The sequence below is a fragment of the Ferrimonas sediminum genome, from assembly GCF_900100175.1.
GTDB lineage: Bacteria > Pseudomonadota > Gammaproteobacteria > Enterobacterales > Shewanellaceae > Ferrimonas > Ferrimonas sediminum.
In genome coordinates, this window is record NZ_FNEM01000010.1 from 14,323 (window position 1) to 32,297 (window position 17,975).

9 protein-coding genes are annotated in these 17,975 nt (G+C 50.4%); all 9 read left to right on the forward strand.

From position 1 onward, the window contains the following. Positions 1–29 precede the first annotated feature (29 nt). The 9 genes from BLT77_RS12160 to BLT77_RS12200 all read left to right on the forward strand — a co-directional run bounded on the left by BLT77_RS12160 (position 30) and on the right by BLT77_RS12200 (position 17,962). Positions 30–3,482 carry a DEAD/DEAH box helicase family protein gene (locus BLT77_RS12160; protein ID WP_245709934.1) on the forward strand — a complete coding sequence of 1,151 codons (3,453 nt, stop codon included), beginning with the start codon at positions 30–32 and terminating at the stop codon, positions 3,480–3,482. A gap of 109 nt (positions 3,483–3,591) precedes the next feature. Continuing rightward, positions 3,592–5,163: a type I restriction-modification system subunit M gene (locus tag BLT77_RS12165; RefSeq protein ID WP_090365540.1), complete on the forward strand. Its 1,572-nt coding sequence runs from the start codon at positions 3,592–3,594 to the stop codon at positions 5,161–5,163. Next, on the forward strand, positions 5,160–6,344 hold the full coding sequence (locus tag BLT77_RS12170) for a restriction endonuclease subunit S (RefSeq protein ID WP_090365541.1): 1,185 nt from the start codon (positions 5,160–5,162) through the stop codon (positions 6,342–6,344). Before BLT77_RS12165 ends, BLT77_RS12170 begins: the two co-directional genes overlap by 4 nt. A 231-nt stretch (positions 6,345–6,575) precedes the next feature. Further along, positions 6,576–8,984 carry an anti-phage ZorAB system protein ZorA gene (gene zorA, locus BLT77_RS12175; protein WP_090365542.1) on the forward strand — a complete coding sequence of 803 codons (2,409 nt, stop codon included), beginning with the start codon at positions 6,576–6,578 and terminating at the stop codon, positions 8,982–8,984. Next, complete coding sequence (locus tag BLT77_RS12180) at positions 8,981–9,778, forward strand: OmpA/MotB family protein (protein WP_090365543.1); 798 nt, start codon at positions 8,981–8,983, stop codon at positions 9,776–9,778. The genes zorA and BLT77_RS12180 overlap by 4 nt, the downstream gene beginning before the upstream one ends. Beyond that, positions 9,775–11,190, forward strand: coding sequence for an EH signature domain-containing protein (locus tag BLT77_RS12185; RefSeq protein WP_090365544.1), 1,416 nt, complete (start codon positions 9,775–9,777; stop codon positions 11,188–11,190). Before BLT77_RS12180 ends, BLT77_RS12185 begins: the two co-directional genes overlap by 4 nt. A 7-nt stretch (positions 11,191–11,197) precedes the next feature. Then, positions 11,198–14,668 (forward strand): SNF2-related protein, encoded by a 3,471-nt coding sequence (locus BLT77_RS12190; protein WP_090365545.1) that lies wholly within the window; start codon positions 11,198–11,200, stop codon positions 14,666–14,668. A 658-nt stretch (positions 14,669–15,326) separates the two neighbouring features. Then, positions 15,327–17,087, forward strand: coding sequence for an AAA family ATPase (locus BLT77_RS12195; protein WP_090365546.1), 1,761 nt, complete (start codon positions 15,327–15,329; stop codon positions 17,085–17,087). Further along, positions 17,087–17,962 carry a hypothetical protein gene (locus BLT77_RS12200; RefSeq protein WP_090365547.1) on the forward strand — a complete coding sequence of 292 codons (876 nt, stop codon included), beginning with the start codon at positions 17,087–17,089 and terminating at the stop codon, positions 17,960–17,962. The genes BLT77_RS12195 and BLT77_RS12200 overlap by 1 nt, the downstream gene beginning before the upstream one ends. Positions 17,963–17,975 lie beyond the last annotated feature (13 nt).

Genomic DNA, 17,975 nt, shown 5'->3' on the forward strand with positions numbered 1-17,975 from the left:
GAGCTGGCATAGATAAGGATTTAGCGAGCGTGAAGACCTCCATGAACTTCGAACACCTGAAGCCCAATTGGCCCGAACTGGCTGAACTCGGTGCATTTGCCGAAACCTACGCCGTCAGCGACCCTCAAAGTGCCATGGTCAAACTTCGGTGCTACGTGGAAAAGATCGTTGGCTATCTATTTAATGAGCTGCGCATTTCCGCTGAGCCCAACGCCAATATCTACGACAAGCTCTGCAACGCTGAATTCACGTCTGCAGTAGACCGCGCCATCTTGGACAAATTTCATGCCGTGCGCCGGGGCGGCAACAAGGCGGCACACGAAGGCCACTTCGATCAACACGATGCGTTGTGGCTACTCAAAGAATCATACTTTATCGGCTGCTGGCTGTTTATCGCCCACGGAGGCGGCAAGCTGGAACAGTGTCCACAATACCAATCGCCGGAAAATGCCCCCCGCCTGGATGAAGGCAAGGCGGAATTCAAACGTAAGAACAAAGCGCTGCAGCAGAAACTGGCGGAAAACGAAACCCGCCTGAAACAGGCTCTTAAAGAGCTAGAAGTGGCTGAAGAAGCACAGCTAGAAGCCCAACGTAAAGCCGCTAAACTGCAGCAGCAAGTCGACCAGGCCGGCTTGGCGCGTCTGAAAGACAATACCGATACCTTCAAGACCACCTTTGACCTCAATGAGGAGGAAACCCGTCGTCGCCTAATTGATGCCGAGCTACGCAGCGAAGGCTGGGATGTTGCAACAGATGAGACCAATAACGAGCAGGTCAGTAAGGAGTACGAGGTAGACGGTCAGCCCACCACCACTGGCAAGGGTTACTGCGATTACGTCCTATGGGATGACAATGGCCAACCTTTGGCTGTCATTGAAGCCAAGCGTGCCCGCCGCAATGCTCGTGAGGGACAACAACAGGCAAAGCTGTATGCCGACGCTCTGGAGCAGCGCTATGGCCAGCGCCCAGTTATCTTCTACACCAATGGCTATGACATCTGGATCTGGGACGACACCCAGGGCTATGCGCCGCGCAAGCTGTTTGGCTATTACTCCAAGGACAGTCTGCAGCACCTGGTCCGCCAGCGCAGCCAGCGTCATGACCTAAACAAAACCCCCATCGATACCGATGTGGCGGGCCGGATGTATCAAATTGAATCCATCACCCGCGTCTGTGAGCGGTTCAGTGACAAACATCGCAAGGCGCTGATTGTGCAGGCCACCGGTACCGGCAAAACCCGTGTTTCCATTGCGCTAGCCAAACGCCTGATTTCGGCGGGGTGGGCCAAAAGAGTGCTGTTCCTGTGTGACCGCAAAGAGCTGCGCAAACAAGCCAAAAACGCCTTTGCCGAGTTCACCAGCGAAACCCTGTACGAGAAAGGCAAGAGTAAAAAGTCTGATGCAGCCAAAGCTCGCATTGTTATCGCCACCTATCCGGGCATGATGAAGGATTTCGAGAACTTCGACGTGGGCCATTTTGATCTCATCATTGCTGACGAATCCCACCGCTCCATCTACAACAAGTACGGAGAACTGTTTAAGTATTTTGATGCCCTGCAGGTGGGCCTGACGGCTACCCCGGTGGAGATGATTTCGCGCTCCACCAGCCAGCTGTTTGGCTGTGACTACAAAATGCCCACCGCCAACTATCCGCTGGAGCAGGCCATCGACGAAGGCAATCTAGTGCCCTTTAAGGTGGTGTCTCACACCACCAAGTTCCTGCGTGATGGCATCAAGGCCACAGAGCTGACCGACGAGCAGATCGGTGAACTGGAAGATCAGGGCATTGATCCCAATACCCTTGACTTCGATGCCTCCCAGGTCGACAAAGCCATCTTCAATAAAGACACCAATCGCGCCATCCTGCGCAACCTGATGGAGAAAGGGCTACGGGATGTCGACGGCCAGTTGCCGGGTAAATCCATCGTCTTTGCCCGCAGTATCCAGCATGCAGAGCTTCTGGCAGATCTGTTCTACGAGCTGTACCCGCAGCACGACAGCAATTTTTGCCGGGTGATACACTCCAAGTACGAACGCGCAGATGAACTGATCGACGATTTCAAGAGCACGGAAGGCAAACAGGGTGAAATCACCGTCGCGGTTTCCGTCGATATGCTGGATACCGGCATTGACGTACCGGAGTGCGTCAACCTGGTGTTTGCCAAACCGATCAAATCCAAAGTAAAGTTCTGGCAGATGGTCGGACGGGGCACCCGCCTGTGTGAAGACCTCTATGGCCCGGGCAACCATAAAACCCACTTCCTGATCTTCGACCACTGGAACAACTTTGAGTACTTCAAAGAGGACCACCCCGATGACGAAGGAAGCCAGGGCAAAGCACTTACACAAAACCTGTTCGAAGCACGGGTAAAACTGGCGCAGGAAGCCCTGAAGCGAGCTGAAATGGACCAGTTCAGTGCCATAGTGCCGCTGATCAAAGCTGACATCGACGCACTGAATGACAACACCATTGCAGTACGTGAGAAGTGGCAACTGAAACAGCAACTCAGCGAGGAGAAGCGCCTGCACCACATGACCCCGGATACCGCTCAACTGCTGCTGATGGAGATGGCTCCGCTGATGCAGTGGCGCGCCATCCGCGGTGAAAGCGAGGCCCTGCGTTTTGACCTGCAGATGACCGAAGCCCAGTACCTGAAGCTGACCCAGCCCAGCAAGCTGGACATTGCTTTAGGTCCCATCATGGATAAAGTTACCAGCCTCTCCATGCACCTGAACGAGGTGCGCACCAAGGCCGACACCATCAAACAGGTACAACAGGACAACTTCTGGGCCGATGCCGACCACAACGACCTGGAACAGGTGCGTACCAATCTGCGCGGTGTGATTCACCTGCGGGACAAAGGCAGCACACCAATGGCTCCGGTGACCCCCATCATCGATGTGCGCGAAGACCACGCCGAATACCAGGTTAACGAGGTAAAAACCGATATCCGCACCGTGGATTACCAGATCTACAAGCAGGAGGTAGAGAAAACACTCTCCCCGTTATTTGAGCGTGACCCGGTGATTCAGGCCATCCGCGCTGGCCGCGCCGTTAGCGAGCCCGAACTGCAAAGCCTGATTGCCTTGGCGCATACCCAAAACCCCAATGTGGATTTGAATACCCTGAAGGAGTTCTACCCCGATTCCGCCGCGCCGCTGGATGCCCTGCTGCGCACCATCGTCGGTATGGACACTAAGGCCATCGAAGCGGAATTCACCACCTTTGTTCAGCAGGTGCACACCCACCTGAACAGTAAACAGCAACGCTTTATCGGCCTGCTGAAAAACCACCTGATCCGCTTTGGCTCCATCGAACTGGATCAGCTCTATGACGCGCCCTACACCCAGATCCACGACGATGGACTGGATGGTCTGTTTAACGGCCAGCAAGCAGACATCATCGTACAGTTTGTAAAGCGCTTCAGCCTGCCTACCGGCCAAAGACAGGAGCTGGTTAAGGTAAGCAGCAAAATCACCTAAGAAGTTCCAGAAAAAGCTCGTTGTTGGCCGTACAATAGCAGCTAACTCCTTTTAACCAGACCATGCCCAAGTGCTGCATGGCCGCCACAGAGATACCTATTTAAACAATATGATCACCGGACAACTGAGAAGTAAAATCGACAAACTCTGGACCGAGTTCTGGACCGGCGGCATCACCAATCCGTTGACCGTGGTGGAGCAGATCACCTTCCTAATGTACGCCCGTATGCTGGACATGAATGAGCGCTCCGACGAAAAACGCGCCGCCCGTACCGGTAAAGCCTTTAACCACCGCTTCGAAAAATGCGAGCAGCACCTGCGTTGGGAGAACTTCCGCCACCAAGGCAGCGATGAGATCTACCGCCTGGTTAAGGACGAACTCTTCCCCCACTTTGCCGAGCTGGCCGGTGAAGGCACACAGTTTGCCGACTTTATGAAAGGCGCCCAGCTGATGATCCAAAAGCCCAATTTGCTTCAAAGTGCGGTGGATCTGATCAGCGAACTGCCTCTAGAGAATAAGGACGTAAAAGGTGATCTCTACGAATACCTGCTGTCCAAACTCACTACCGCCGGCATCAACGGTCAGTTCCGCACCCCGCGTCATATCATCCGTACCATGGTGGAAATGATTGATGTCGACCAGCGTCACCGCGTCTGTGACCCGGCCTGCGGCACCGGTGGCTTCCTCGCCACCACCTACGAGTACCTGCTGGAGAAATACTCCTCCCCGGAAGGCATCGAACACGAGCCACTGTTTGAAGACGGCAAACCTCTGCTGGGCGCCAGCGGTCAACCGCTGGTAAACACGCTCTATAGTGGCGATCTCATCGAAGACCGTCACCACATCGACACCGATATGTTCCACGGCTTTGACTTCGATGCCACCATGCTCCGCGTCGCCGCCATGAACTTGGTGATGCACGGCATCAAGGAGCCGGATATCCACTACCAGGATACCCTGAGCCAGAGCTTTATCGAACGTCGCCGCAGCGAGGCCCGCGAAGGCTTCGATGTGATCCTGGCTAACCCGCCCTTCAAGGGTAGCTTGGACGAGGAAGACGTCGACCCCACCCTACTGCGGGTGGTGAAAACCAAGAAGACCGAGCTGCTGTTTGTCGCTCTGATTCAGCGCATGCTCAAAACCGGCGGCCGCTCTGCCACCATCGTCCCCGATGGTGTACTATTTGGCTCCTCCAAAGCCCACCAGACCCTGCGTAAGCACTTGCTGGAAGACAACCAACTGGAAGCGGTGATCTCCCTGCCAAGCGGGGTATTTAAACCCTACGCTGGGGTATCCACCGCCATTTTGTTTTTCACCAAAGGCGGCAACACCGACAAGGTATGGTTCTACGATGTACAGGCCGACGGCTACTCTCTGGATGACAAGCGTACCCCAACCAAAGACAACGATCTGCCGGACCTAATTAAGCAGTTCAAAGCCTACCAACAGGCGGTGATCAATAACGATTCTTTGGAAGCCTGGGCCGATAAAACCCAGAAAGCCTTCCTGGTGGACGCATCTGACATCAAGGCTAACAAGTACGATCTCTCCATCAACCGTTATAAAGAAACGGTGTACGAAGAGGAGCAGTATGAAGACCCGAAGGTTCTGCTGAAGCAGCTGATGGCGCTGGAAGATGAGATCCAGACTGAACTGAAGGTGCTGGAGGGAATGCTATGAGTTGGCCGTTGGTGAAGTTGGCTGAAGTAGCTACATTGAACCCCCGTTTACCAAAATGGGTTAATGAGAGCCAGGAAGTAAGTTTCTTAGCAATGGCCTCGGTTTCTGAAGAAGGAAAAATTCTTAATCAGGAACGAAGAATCCTTGCCGAAACCAAGAAAGGCTTCACTTACTTTGAGCGCAATGATGTCATTGTGGCGAAAATTACACCGTGCTTTGAAAACGGAAAAGCTGCATTCCTCGATAGATTGGAAACTCAAGTTGGGTTTGGCTCAACTGAGTTTCATGTCCTAAGGCCAAACTCAGATGAACTGGATGGTAAGTATCTTTTCTATTTAATTTGGAATATTCAACTAAGGTCTGTTGGTGAACGGAACATGACTGGCAGTGCAGGTCAAAAGCGTGTTCCGACCTCGTTCTTTAAAGATTTGAAAATCCCCCTCCCACCGCTGGAGGAACAAAAGCGCATCGCCACCATCCTCGGTAAAGCCGATGACATCCGCCGCAAACGCAAGCAAGCCATCCAACTCGCCGACGACTTCCTCCGCAGCGTCTTCCTGGAGATGTTTGGTGACCCAGTCACCAACCCGAAGGGATTCCCTATAGGCACGATTCGCGATCTCGTTGAATCAGCCAATTACGGTTCATCTGGAAAAGCCTCCGTTGAGCTGAAAGAGTTCCCGATTTTAAGGATGGGCAACATCACTTATAAAGGGCACTGGGACTTTTCTTCTCTCAAGTACATCGACCTAAATGAGAAAGAGCAGCAAAAGTACCTAGTTCGAAAAGGCGACCTGCTATTTAATCGTACCAACAGCAAAGACTTAGTAGGAAAAACTGCGGTATATAGGGAAGATGAACCTATGGCTATCGCAGGCTACTTAATTCGGGTTCGAACCAATGAGCTAGGTAATACTGAATATATATCCAGTTACTTGAACTCCAAACATGGTAAACAAACATTACTGAACATGTGCAAGAGCATTGTCGGAATGGCAAATATCAATGCGCAGGAAATGCAGAACATCAAAATCTGCATTCCGCCAAAGGCACTCCAGGACAAATTTGCAGATATTGTGGATGAAGTGGTCCAGCGCACAAAGAAAATGACGACAGGCGAAGAACAGTTAAACGAACTGTTTTCCAGCCTTAGCCAAAAAGCCTTCTCCGGCCAGCTCTAAGGAAGCCGGCCATCAGCAATCACAAGGATGTGACCATACAGCACCGCACTCTTAAGCGACTGTTAAAAAACACAAACATTGGCAAAAACTTTGCTAGAGTTGTTGTGACTTTTGGGTCAACCACCTTTCCTTGGCTTGCCTTTTTGAACTACTTTGACAGGCTTAACGTGTTTTTCAACCGACGACAGATTGAAGAATATTATTCATTAACACATTACTGCGAATACCATCATGCAGCCAGCATTCGACTTTTCCAACTTGGTTCCAGACTTCACCAGCCTGAATACTATGGTGGCCAACGGGCAGTACTTGCCCAATGATACCGCAACCTTGTCAGCCTTCTTTGTCTTAGCATTGCTGTTGGTATTTGGCATTGGCCTATGCCTCAGCTCTTGGGCGTATTTTAAAGCCAGTCGTCGCATAGGTTTTTATCACAAAACCCTGCTAGGTGATGTGTCCTTCGATAATCTCCATGAACGCCTTCACGACATCAACAACATGGCAAGGGAGTCCGAAGCCCACCGTCACCTGTGGCGCGAATTCACCGAGACTCTAGTGGAGATTAACGACGGTGATACCAGCCACTATCACAACACCTACGATGCCGAGCATTTCTTTAATACCACCAGCCTGTCTCGGGGAGCATCAGAAAGCCGTATCGCCGTGGCAGTGCCGGGCTTCCTGACCGCCATTGGGGTACTCGGGACCTTTGTTGGTTTGCAGATGGGCCTCTCCAGCCTGGACTTGGCTCAAAACGCTTCTGTCGATGAGCTGCGTGCCAGCATTGGTCATATGATCAGCGGCGCCGCCGTGGCCTTTACCACTTCGGTGTGGGGAGTGTTCCTCAGTCTGCTGTTCAACTTCTTCGAGAAGAAGTGTGATTGGCACGTTCGCACCAAACTGCTGAAGCTGCAGACCCGGGTGGATCAGCTGTTCCCGCGTATCACACCAGAATACCAATTGGTGAAGATCGCCAATGACGGCAGTGAGTCCCGTGAAGCGCTACAGGGACTGGCGGATAAGATCGGCGATAAGATGCAGTTAGCTCTGGATGGCGTCACCGAGTCTATCCAAACCGGTTTGGAACAAAGCCTGGAAAACATCATGAAGCCAGCCATCGACAAGCTGGTGGATGTTGGCACCGATACCAGTTCCTCGGCACTGGACAACATGCTGGGCCAGTTTATGGAGAGCATGGGTAAGGAGGGCAACCGTCAGCGCGATGCCATGGACCAAGCTTCACAGCAGATGCTGGGAACCCTGGAGCAGCTCGGCACCACCTTAAGCGCCTTTATGAACCGACTGGAACAGCAAGAAACTGAATCTGCCCAGCGCCAGAACCAACTGGGTAGCACTATGGCGACTCAGATCGAACAGATGGCACAGCACAGCAACCAGCACGTAGCGAAGTTGGCGGAACGTTCAGAGGCGACCCAACAGGCGATGACCGAACAGATGCAAACCATCGCCGAGAACATTGGCGACAAGCAGGCTGAGCTGGGCAGTACACTGACGGCACAGTTCCAACAGCTAACCAATCACAGCAACTCTCATGTTACCCAGCTTGCGGAACGCACCGAGTCAGCCCAACAGGCGATGAACGAACAGATGCAAACCGTCGCCGAGAACATTGGCAACAAGCAGGCTGAGCTGGGCAACACCCTGACGACACAGTTCCAGCAACTAACCGAGCACAGCAACTCGCATGTTACCCAGCTTACGGAACGCACCGAGGCGGCCCACAAGGCGATGTCTACCCAGGTGCAATCCGTCGTCTCCGGTTTAAGCGACCAACAGGCGAAAAACCAGCAGCAGTTTAACCAAAGCGTGCAGCAGCTGGCACAGAGCAGTAATGACAGCTCTGAGCAGATCCGCGCCGCGACCAGCAAGGCGGCGAAAGATCTCACCGATTCTGTCAGCAACATGGTGGGCGACCTGCGTACGGCCCAGACTCAGCAACATGCCGAGCTGCAGGAGCAGAACAAGAACCTGCGCGACAGCACCGAAGCCCTGCTGGCCCAGGTGAATACTCTGCTACGCCAGCAAGTGGAAGCGGTATCCAGCTTGCTTAACCAGGGCAGAACGCTGCAAAGCGGCATCGAGCAATCCGCCAATGCCAACGTGCAGGCCGCCACCAAGACCTTGACAGCCAGTGAACATATGCAGAAGGTATCGCAAGATATCAACGTCTTTGGCAGTAGCATGCGAGATGCGGCCAATGGTCTGTCTGGCACCATCACCCAGGCAGTGGATGCGACTCGAGATCTGGCGTCGCAAAATCAGCTCTCCGCTGAGAAGATTGAGTCCCTACGTGATGACATAACCACTCAACATCTGCGTTTGGGTGAAACTCGCAGTGCCATCGACAACACTTTGTCGACGGCAGATCAGATCTTTGCCGATATGCGAGAACATCAAGATGACTACCTTGAAGGCTTGCAAGGCAACGTTGAAGAGTTAATAACTCGACTCAACGGGCTGCTACGTGAATACGCCAAGGAAGTACAAACCCAGACCGGTGAACGGATGGATCATTGGAACAAACAAACCTCGGCATACACCACCCAGATGACCAGTGCCATCGAGGCCTTGGCCGGTGCTGTTGATGAGATCGAGACCAAGGTTCAGGGTGTCGCATGAGATTCAGTTCACGACGCACGGTAACCGTTGACGAGGACAACCCCTATTGGATGTCGTTCTCTGATCTGATGTCGGGGCTGCTGGTGATTTTTATTCTCGCGGCACTAGCCTTGATTCTGGAACTGACCCAAACCCGGCAACAGGTTGACGAGGCGCTAGAGGAGTTACGTACCGCCGAGCAGGTACGACGCAATATCCTGGATGACATCGTCGATGAACTGAAGCGCCAGGACATTCACATCGAGGTGAACGAGAATAAAAGCATCCTCCGTATTCCAGATAGCCTGGCTTTTGCCTCTGGCCGATATGAGATCCCAGATGATCAGAATACTCAGGACACTGTGAACAAGATTGGCTTGGCCATTCACGGCGCTATCCTTAAGCAACGTAGCGGCTCAGTGGATTGCACCACCGCAGAGGTGTCGGTTCAACAGGAGCACGATTGCAAGCCTGGATATGAATACCTGGACACTGTATTCATCGAAGGGCACACCGATAGCATGAACTTCAATGGTCTTCTCGGCACTGGGAACTGGGGACTCTCTGCCTTCAGGGCCATTTCACTTTGGTCTCATTGGAACCAGGAGCTTGAACTGGCACCGGCTTACCAAGAGATGATCAATCACGATGGTCAGAAGTTATTTTCGGTCAGTGGCTACGCCGATTCACGCCGAGTGAACGAAGTCGAGGATACTGCCCAGCAGAAAGCTCAAAACCGACGAATTGACATTCGCTTCACCATTCGACGCCCTTCGGATCTAGACCTGGAAAATGTGCTGGAGCTGGCACGATGAGTCTCTTGGATCTGCTCCCATCATTGCACTTCGAATTACGGGTATCCAATGACCCTTTGTTTAAGGTACTGCCTTCAGAACAGCAGAAGCTGAAAGAAGTTACGCGCAAGGCCGGAGCAACCAGCCCAGCCTTCCATCAGGCCTATGAAGATATGTATTCCGGCATTGCTAATCAGCAATCCCTGGCTTCTCTGCTGACCAACGTTTTACGCGTTAGGGCGTATGGTATTGGCGTGGGTGGTGCCCCGTTTCGCCGAGTACCATTAAGCGATGAGGCATTAACGCGCATCAATCACTTCAGACCTATACCCAGCCGGCAGTTTATGGAAAATCTGTTCGACTGGTATTGCGGTAGCTTTGATGAGATGTCCAACCAGCAGGGAGTTCGCCAATGGCTCATTCGCGCTATTGCAAAGCGCCCTGAATATCAACATTGGCTAGTCGCCTTGGTCGAAAACGCGCCCAAGTCGCTGGCAAACGATGCCAGCGACTTGGGCATAAGCTTGAAAGAACACGTTAAGCGACGTGATCTTGAAAAGATCATAGGTGGGCGTCTTTATTCTGCTGCGCAAAATATTTTCTATCTTGAAAGCCTTAAGAAGCTGAAACCGAACGAGGAATCAACCTTGCTTGGACAACTAGTGCTTCCCGAAGTATTTAACTCGGCTTATACCCCTGAAGTACCTCTAGGTGTCGAGGTTATGCGAATTCTAATTGACCGTTTACCAGCAACAGAAGAACTTGGAGACAGCTGGCGGGCGGTGATAAATTCCATTGGCGGCGACCCACGGCTTCCTGACACTTCCCCCATCTATCGAAAGTGGTGGAAACCATTAGGAAGAGAACTGATAGAAAAAGCTCGAGGTTGGTATTCTCGGATGGATCTCAAGATCTTCCTCCGCGTAATCGAAGAGCACGGAAAAGCCAGTTACGATGAGGACATGCAACGCATGTTCCCCGCCCGAAAACGCTTCCTCGAAGGGTTGTTTGATAACGGGTTTGTAAAAGGCAGTCGATTGTACCTATCGCGAGGAGCTGCACGATATGTAAGGCGACACATTCACAAGGATGATTTGCCAAAGTTCGATACAGTTCGCGATCAAGACAAGTCCATTATTTATCTCGATTTAGGCGATATACATTTGGTTGAAGGAAGCCATAACTGTAAGTTGTGGCTACACCAGAATCTGGCACCCAATACTATTTTGCGCACTTACTCTACCTCACAGCCTTCATATTTCGAGCTGACTCAAGGCATTGTGAGTAGAGACCATATTGCCATTACTCACACACCGAACACCTGGATCACCAACGCCCTCGAAGCAATGCGGTATTTTGGGATCAGCGTTTCAGCGGAGCAGGTAATGAGCAAAAAAGATGCGAAAAGCCACATCCGCAGATTAGGGTATTAATTAGACGATGCTGAAACAGTTGGTAAAAAAACTCATCCAGAAAGGACAACAAAGCTACCGGTGGAATGCAGCGTATGACGAGGTCGCCTTTATAGTTCCGGACACCGTCACAAGAGCCATTACCCAGCTAAAAGCAGAGCCTTGGGTACAGCATCAGCACGTGTACCTCAGCATGTTAGTTGAACAGGGCGACGCAGAGCGGGTTCCCAATGGCTTTGTGGTACCAGCCGAAGTGCTTGGTCGACTGGATGAAGAAGGGCGAGAACTGCTGGAACTGCCTAAACACTGGCAAGGCCAATTCTCCGCCGAGATCAAAGGCCAGCTGCACAGCCCTACTTTTCAGGTAACCCTATATGTTGCCTGGCAGACGCCAGAGCAGATCCGCAAGACCACCAATTGGAAGTGGAATGGCACCTTCCTTACATTCGGCGGAACACAGAAATACCTGTTAGATGTACCTCACCTCAGCGTATTTCAGGCCTTGGAGTCGCATAACTGCTCACCCAAATCTGAAGCCGACAACCTGCAGTTGATCTATGCCCTACAGCAAGCCAAACGAACAGGTGTGAACATCGAGCTGGCGCACTTTGACACAGATAAGCTGCAGATTCGGGTTCCCGATTCGGTTGGGGTGCAACTGGATGTTACAGCTCGAGGGAACGGAATCCTGACCCCATCTCTAGGCACCGATGCAGACGCGGACATGATTCAGGCCCGCTTGGGTCAGCTTCGTCCCGATGCAACCGTTGCCTCTCTTCGAGTGGGTAATGAGATAGTGCTGTTGGATGAGGACCGCCTGAAAGCAACACAAGAGATCATCAACCACCGAGTCATTTCAAAAGCCAATTTGAAAACCTTTCTGGAAAAACCTTCTGCCTTTCTAGATGCATCACTGGTGAACCTGGATGTGGGCTTCTCTGCCCGGGTTCATGGCGCGACGGTGTTTAAACACCGCTACTTTGGCGATACCGACGAATCAGGTATCGACTGGTTTGGTAAGTCAGCAGCTGCGCAAACGGTACAGCCCATCAGCAGTGTTGTACGAATGATCGAGGACGAAGATTCGCTGGTCAGGCTGACCCAAGGCATTGAGGATGCCCGACAGCTTGGTGCACACGAATTCGAGTTCGAGGGCAAGCTATTTGATATCACTGATGGCTCCCTGGTGGATACGGCGCTGGAGAAAGCCAAGCGTAAAGTAGAGCATGCAGGCTTTGACAATGAGTCTGACGAGGCACCTAGTCAAACAGCCGAGCCGGAAGAGGCAGAACACCCGGAAGTCATTGTTGTCGATGTCGACCTAAACGACGAGGAGTTAGAACAGGAGTCTCCCACCGTAAAACGGGCCATCGATGAGGTGCTCTACCCCGCAGACCATTTGACCTGGGACAACTACGCCAGGATGCCTTTCCCGCACCAGGAAATCGGTATCCGTTGGGCGGTAGGACTGGCTGAGAACCCAAAACACAAGGGTGGCGCGCTACTCGCTGATGATATGGGATTAGGTAAGACTCTGATGGCACTTGCCTGTATCGACCAGCTATACAAAATCGCAAAACAACGGAGTGAAACCGAAAAACCCTGTTTGATCGTAGCACCGCTAAGCCTGCTGGAGAACTGGCGGGACGAGGTCGAGAAAACCTTCAACGATTCTCCCTTCGATGATGTGGTGTTGCTTCAATCGGGCGCGGATCTGCCTAGATTCCGCGAGGGTGGTGTAGAGACTAAATCTCAGCCGATTGAGGGTGAAGGCGGTGAAACAGGAATCCGTTTTTCTTTGAAGGTTGGCAAGCGGCACACTATAGAGCGTCTCGATATGCCCCGACGTCTGGTCATCACCACTTACCAGACTTTACGCGACTATCAATTTTCTTTGTGCAGCATTGATTGGGCGATGGTGGTATTTGATGAGGCGCAAAACATCAAGAACCCCAATGCCTTGCAAACACGGGCGGCTAAGGGCTTGAAATCGGATTTTAATCTAGTGACCACGGGCACCCCAGTTGAAAATAGCCTGGCTGATTTCTGGTGTTTGATGGATACCGCCTGTCCTGGCTATCTGAGCAGCTACCAGGATTTTCGCAACCGTTATGTTTCTCCAATTTTGCAATGCGCCAGCGACGAGATTGAACAAACCCGCGAGCGTGTAGGGCGTGCTTTACGTGAAACAGTTGGAGCATTGATGCTGCGCCGACTTAAGGAAGACAACTTAAAAGGATTGCCTGAGAAGCGAGTCTTCGTAGGTACCGATGACGAAGTCTGGACTTATAAAGACTCTTTGGCATCCATTCTGGCCGGCCAACAATTGGCGGTCTATGACGCCACGCTGTCTACACAGGAGCAGAGTGAACAGAACGTGGTCCTGGGTTGCCTGCAGCGGCTGAGAGATGTATCACTTCACCCCAGGTTGGTGGATCAAGGGCGACTGGATGTTCCAACCTCCGCGAAAGCCGTAAGTGCGTTGATCAGTGAGTCGTCAAAGATGGCTAGCTTGGTGAACACTCTGGATGAGATCCGGCTGCGCGATGAAAAATGCATCATCTTTGCAGTAAATAAACGCCTCCAGGCATTCCTGAGCGTGGCGTTGGGCCGATTGTACGCTTTGGGCCCGCTGGCGGTGATCAATGGCGATGCCAAGGCCGTCGCCAAACTCGATGGTACACCGACACGGAAATCAATGATTACTGATTTCGAGGCACGTGACGGTTTTAATATCATCATCATGTCACCGGTGGCTGCAGGCGTGGGTTTGACTGTGATTGGCGCTAACAACGTCATCCATTTCGAACGCCACTGGAACCCCGCCAAAGAGGCACAGGCAACGGATAGGGTTTATCGGATAGGCCAGCAAAAGGACGTCAACATATATGTGCCTCTTGCCCATCATCCTGAGTTCGAATCCTTCGATGTCAACTTGCACAAGCTTTTGACCAAGAAGACTCAGTTGAAGGATGCTGTAGTGACGCCAGAGCAGGTAGTGCCTATTCCTGCAGGCATGGATCTGATGACCGAAGTGCGTACGCGAGCGTTACAACGAGATGATCTGGTTAAGATGCCTTGGGTGCATTTCGAAGCCCTATGTGTCGAACTGTTGGCACTGGAGCTTGGTGCGCAGCGTGTATGGCTGACCACAAACGGTGCCGACCATGGTGCAGATGGTGTATTAGATATAGGCGACTCTCTGGTTCTCTTACAGGTGAAACACACTACCAAAGCCCACTACGATGGCCACAAGGCTATCCAAGAAGTTTCAGGTGCTAAAGAATATTACCAGAACCTACTTGGCAAGCCCGTTTCATCGCTTCACTTTGCGACTAATGCATCGGCGCTAAGGGCTGGCGGGAGAAAAGCTGCGAAACTATCCAAAGTCGACGTTCTGACAGCCGGTCATCTTGATGAGTTATTGGATAAGCATCAAATTAGCTATGAGCGAGTGATGAAGCGCCTAAGCCAGGTAAGGCTGAATGTCACACCCTAGGGGCCAACAATGCAACTTTGAATCAGTGCAGGCTGAAAATAGCTGTTGACTGAGCAACGATACTTTCAAGAGGCAACTGCACCACACCATTTTTCGAACAGAGATCTCATTTACACAGCACTTGAACTGAGCTCCGGCATGTAAAAAAGCTTGCAGTAAGTAAATTAGTTTGCAGATCAATAAGACACAATCCTAGTATAGTGTTGATTTAAAAGGATAAAACTTTGGCACATTACATGCCATAACAGAGTGAGCAGCCACTACAGGGAGTAACGGCAATGTCACTAAATTCATCAAACACCTCCGCCGTTGGCACCAATGACTTCGCATCTTACCTGCGAAAGGAATCAAACCTGTTTTCATCTCACGATAACAGGCTTCCCACTTACGCTGGCTCTTCGCTAACCAAAGCTAAATCGATTCTCCCCCATAGCGATGACGTGCTTTGTTCAGGCCATCATCAAGCTGGCCAGCAACCAACGCAAAACCCATCATCTATACGGGCCATACCAGTAGAGTGTACGAATCCAGCTTTTGGAAGAAAAAATAATCATATTAAAGCTTTCTGCCATCACATTTTTTGTATTGACCAGGATTTATACTTGACTAACTCGACACCAAAGAACGCGAATACTGAACAGGAGTCGAAATAAATACCATGAGAATAACAAAGCTATCCCTAACCAACTTCCGCTCGTTTAAAGAAACGCAAACTATCGAGCTCGCGCCGGTTACGCTGCTGTTCGGCCCCAACTCGGTTGGAAAAAGTACCGTGTTAATGGCGCTCTTCTATCTGCAGCAAATCCTTGAGAAGGGTCAGTGTAACCCTCAACGCATTGAAGCACTGGGGAACAAATTCGTTGGTGGCTTCAAGCACTTAGTGAACGGAAGAGACCTGAGAAAAAATATAGTAATAAAAGTTGAGTATGAACCAGATCAGTTCTCTCTGAAAGGTTACCTAGAGCACCTTGATAACTACGGTACTGAACATCCTCTGTATATAGATACAGACATTATATCTAAAAAAACCAGATCATTAGAGTTCGAGATAGGCTGGTCTTTCACAGACAATACTGCTTTAGTGACAAGAGTGAGCTATTGGGTTGCTGGTAAGTACCTTGGAGAAAGCTGTTTTGATGGCAGCTTACACTCTACTCGGTTATCAAAAATAAACTATGCTCACCCAGCACTAGCTTCTATAAACCAACCTGATGCTGATGGCCAATACCGCAATACACCAGACCTCATGGAGTCCAGCTACTTAACACCACTGCAAGAAGCATTATGCGAACTCTCTTGGCATGCAGGAAACCCTGTAGATATAGAAATCGAAGGTCAACACTTTATCCATCCACTTTTTGGTTCCTCCAGCCACAAAAGAAAAACTGGCGGACTTTTTGCATTGGGACGACCTCTAACTACCACAGCGTCTGAGGGTGCTGAGAATCTTGAAGATGCAATAATAATAACGGAGATTCTCTCAGAGTGTTTTATTCGACCTTTAGATGAACTGAGGCAGCTATTAAACAACAGTCTAAGCATCGGACCACTTCGAAAAATTCCAGACTCTACCTATCAGCCAAACCCATATCCGGCAATGCACAATTGGTACACAGGAGAAGCGGCGTGGGATCGACTGCACAACGCCTCGATAGTTGAAGTAGATAGCATTAATGACTGGATAAGTGTTAAGAGTCGATTGAACTTGGGCTATCAAGTGGTTTATAAAATTGAGCAATCTGAAGCTCGATATATCAAAGCATCTACTAAAACACAAACTGTAGAGGATATGATTGCCCTGCATGACGCAGTCGGCAGTGAAGTGGAGTTGACAGTCTCAAGGGAAAACTTAGACGATAACCCGGATACAGAACAAAAAGTGATAAGTCCGGAAATTTTGGAAGCACTTCGTGAAACTCCATGTTTTCACTCTGGCTTGTATGTCGGTCAGTCTATTGAGAAGAATAAAAGGCCTACCCTTTGGGATACCCAGAACAATATTGAGGTTACCGCTTCAGATATCGGCGTTGGTGTTTCACAACTGCTTCCGTTGGTAGTTGCCACGATTACTGCCAACAAGGGCTTTATCTCATGCGAGCAACCAGAGCTACACGTTCATCCAAGGGTTCAGGTGGCAATAGGTGACCTCCTTACCCAAGCGAACGATAAAGCCAACCTCATCATTGAAACTCATAGTGAACATATTGTATTGCGACTACTTAGACGCATACGTGAAACCTATGAAGGCACTCTTCCAGCAGGTTTCCAACCAGTAACAACACATAATATCTCTATTGTTTACATTCAACCTGGCGATAACGGAGCCAATATCACTCATCAGAAGGTAACCGACGATGGTGACTTTGAATGTGACTGGCCACAAGGCTTCTTTGAAGAACGTGACGAGGAGCTTTTTTAATGTATAAAGAAGTCGCATTTGATCCCGAGTGTTTATCTGAACTCCATTACTGCGGCGTGCTTAGGTCAGAATTTGGCTATGAGAAAGGTCGTTATATCGTGGCAAACTCAAAGCAATGGGCAACAGCAGCACACAAGGCCGTGAAAAACTCTGAGTCTCTGCGAACAAAAGAAAAGCACGCGGTAAAACACCTTTTAAGCAAAATAAAAATGTCTCGTAACCACCCATTATTTATCCTGCCTAAATATAGAACTGGTGTAACATCTGAAACTTGGCTGACCTGGTTAGAAGAGCAATCAAAAATATCAAGATTTGATGTGATTATTTCAGAGCGACTAGATGGAGCTTTAACGTTCGAGCAAACCGTCAGTGGAGATAGTTCATGGGTTATCCCACCAACTATCAGAGTTGCACGTAGTACGGATGATATTGCCGCAATTATATCGCCATTACTAAAAATATCATCAGAGATAGTAATAATAGACCAGTATTTTTCCCTCTCCAGCAACGATGTTCTTTATGAAATGCTATCACTAGCGAACAAGGTGCGCTCAATAAAAAAGGTCACATTGGTGACCGCAATTCAAACAAAAGAACCTAAAAAGGTATTCCAACAAGAATACTCTAGCAAGTTTTCATATACCCCAAGATTTGATTTTGTTGTGGTAGCCGATAAGTTTTTCCATGACCGATATATTCTAGCTGACGTGGGTGGTATCAAGGCAGGCCATGGATTCTCTTGCGCCACCACACTAGGGGCCCAGTCTGACAAAGTCAGCCTAAATATCTGTAGTCAGAGTGAGGCCGAAGAAACACTCGCCTTTTTGGACGAGGCACTCAAAAACTCTAAAGCCCATCGCACCGTCTTGTTTTAAGTATTCTAGAGGT

What these genes read in the sequence shown, in the direction of transcription:
- BLT77_RS12195 (WP_090365546.1), top strand. Translation starts at nt 15,327, where the DNA reads ATGAGAATAACAAAGCTATCCCTAACCAACTTCCGCTCGTTTAAAGAA.
- zorA (WP_090365542.1), top strand. Translation starts at nt 6,576, where the DNA reads ATGCAGCCAGCATTCGACTTTTCCAACTTGGTTCCAGACTTCACCAGC.
- BLT77_RS12185 (WP_090365544.1), top strand. Translation starts at nt 9,775, where the DNA reads ATGAGTCTCTTGGATCTGCTCCCATCATTGCACTTCGAATTACGGGTA.
- BLT77_RS12180 (WP_090365543.1), top strand. Translation starts at nt 8,981, where the DNA reads ATGAGATTCAGTTCACGACGCACGGTAACCGTTGACGAGGACAACCCC.
- BLT77_RS12170 (WP_090365541.1), top strand. Translation starts at nt 5,160, where the DNA reads ATGAGTTGGCCGTTGGTGAAGTTGGCTGAAGTAGCTACATTGAACCCC.
- BLT77_RS12190 (WP_090365545.1), top strand. Translation starts at nt 11,198, where the DNA reads ATGCTGAAACAGTTGGTAAAAAAACTCATCCAGAAAGGACAACAAAGC.
- BLT77_RS12200 (WP_090365547.1), top strand. Translation starts at nt 17,087, where the DNA reads ATGTATAAAGAAGTCGCATTTGATCCCGAGTGTTTATCTGAACTCCAT.
- BLT77_RS12165 (WP_090365540.1), top strand. Translation starts at nt 3,592, where the DNA reads ATGATCACCGGACAACTGAGAAGTAAAATCGACAAACTCTGGACCGAG.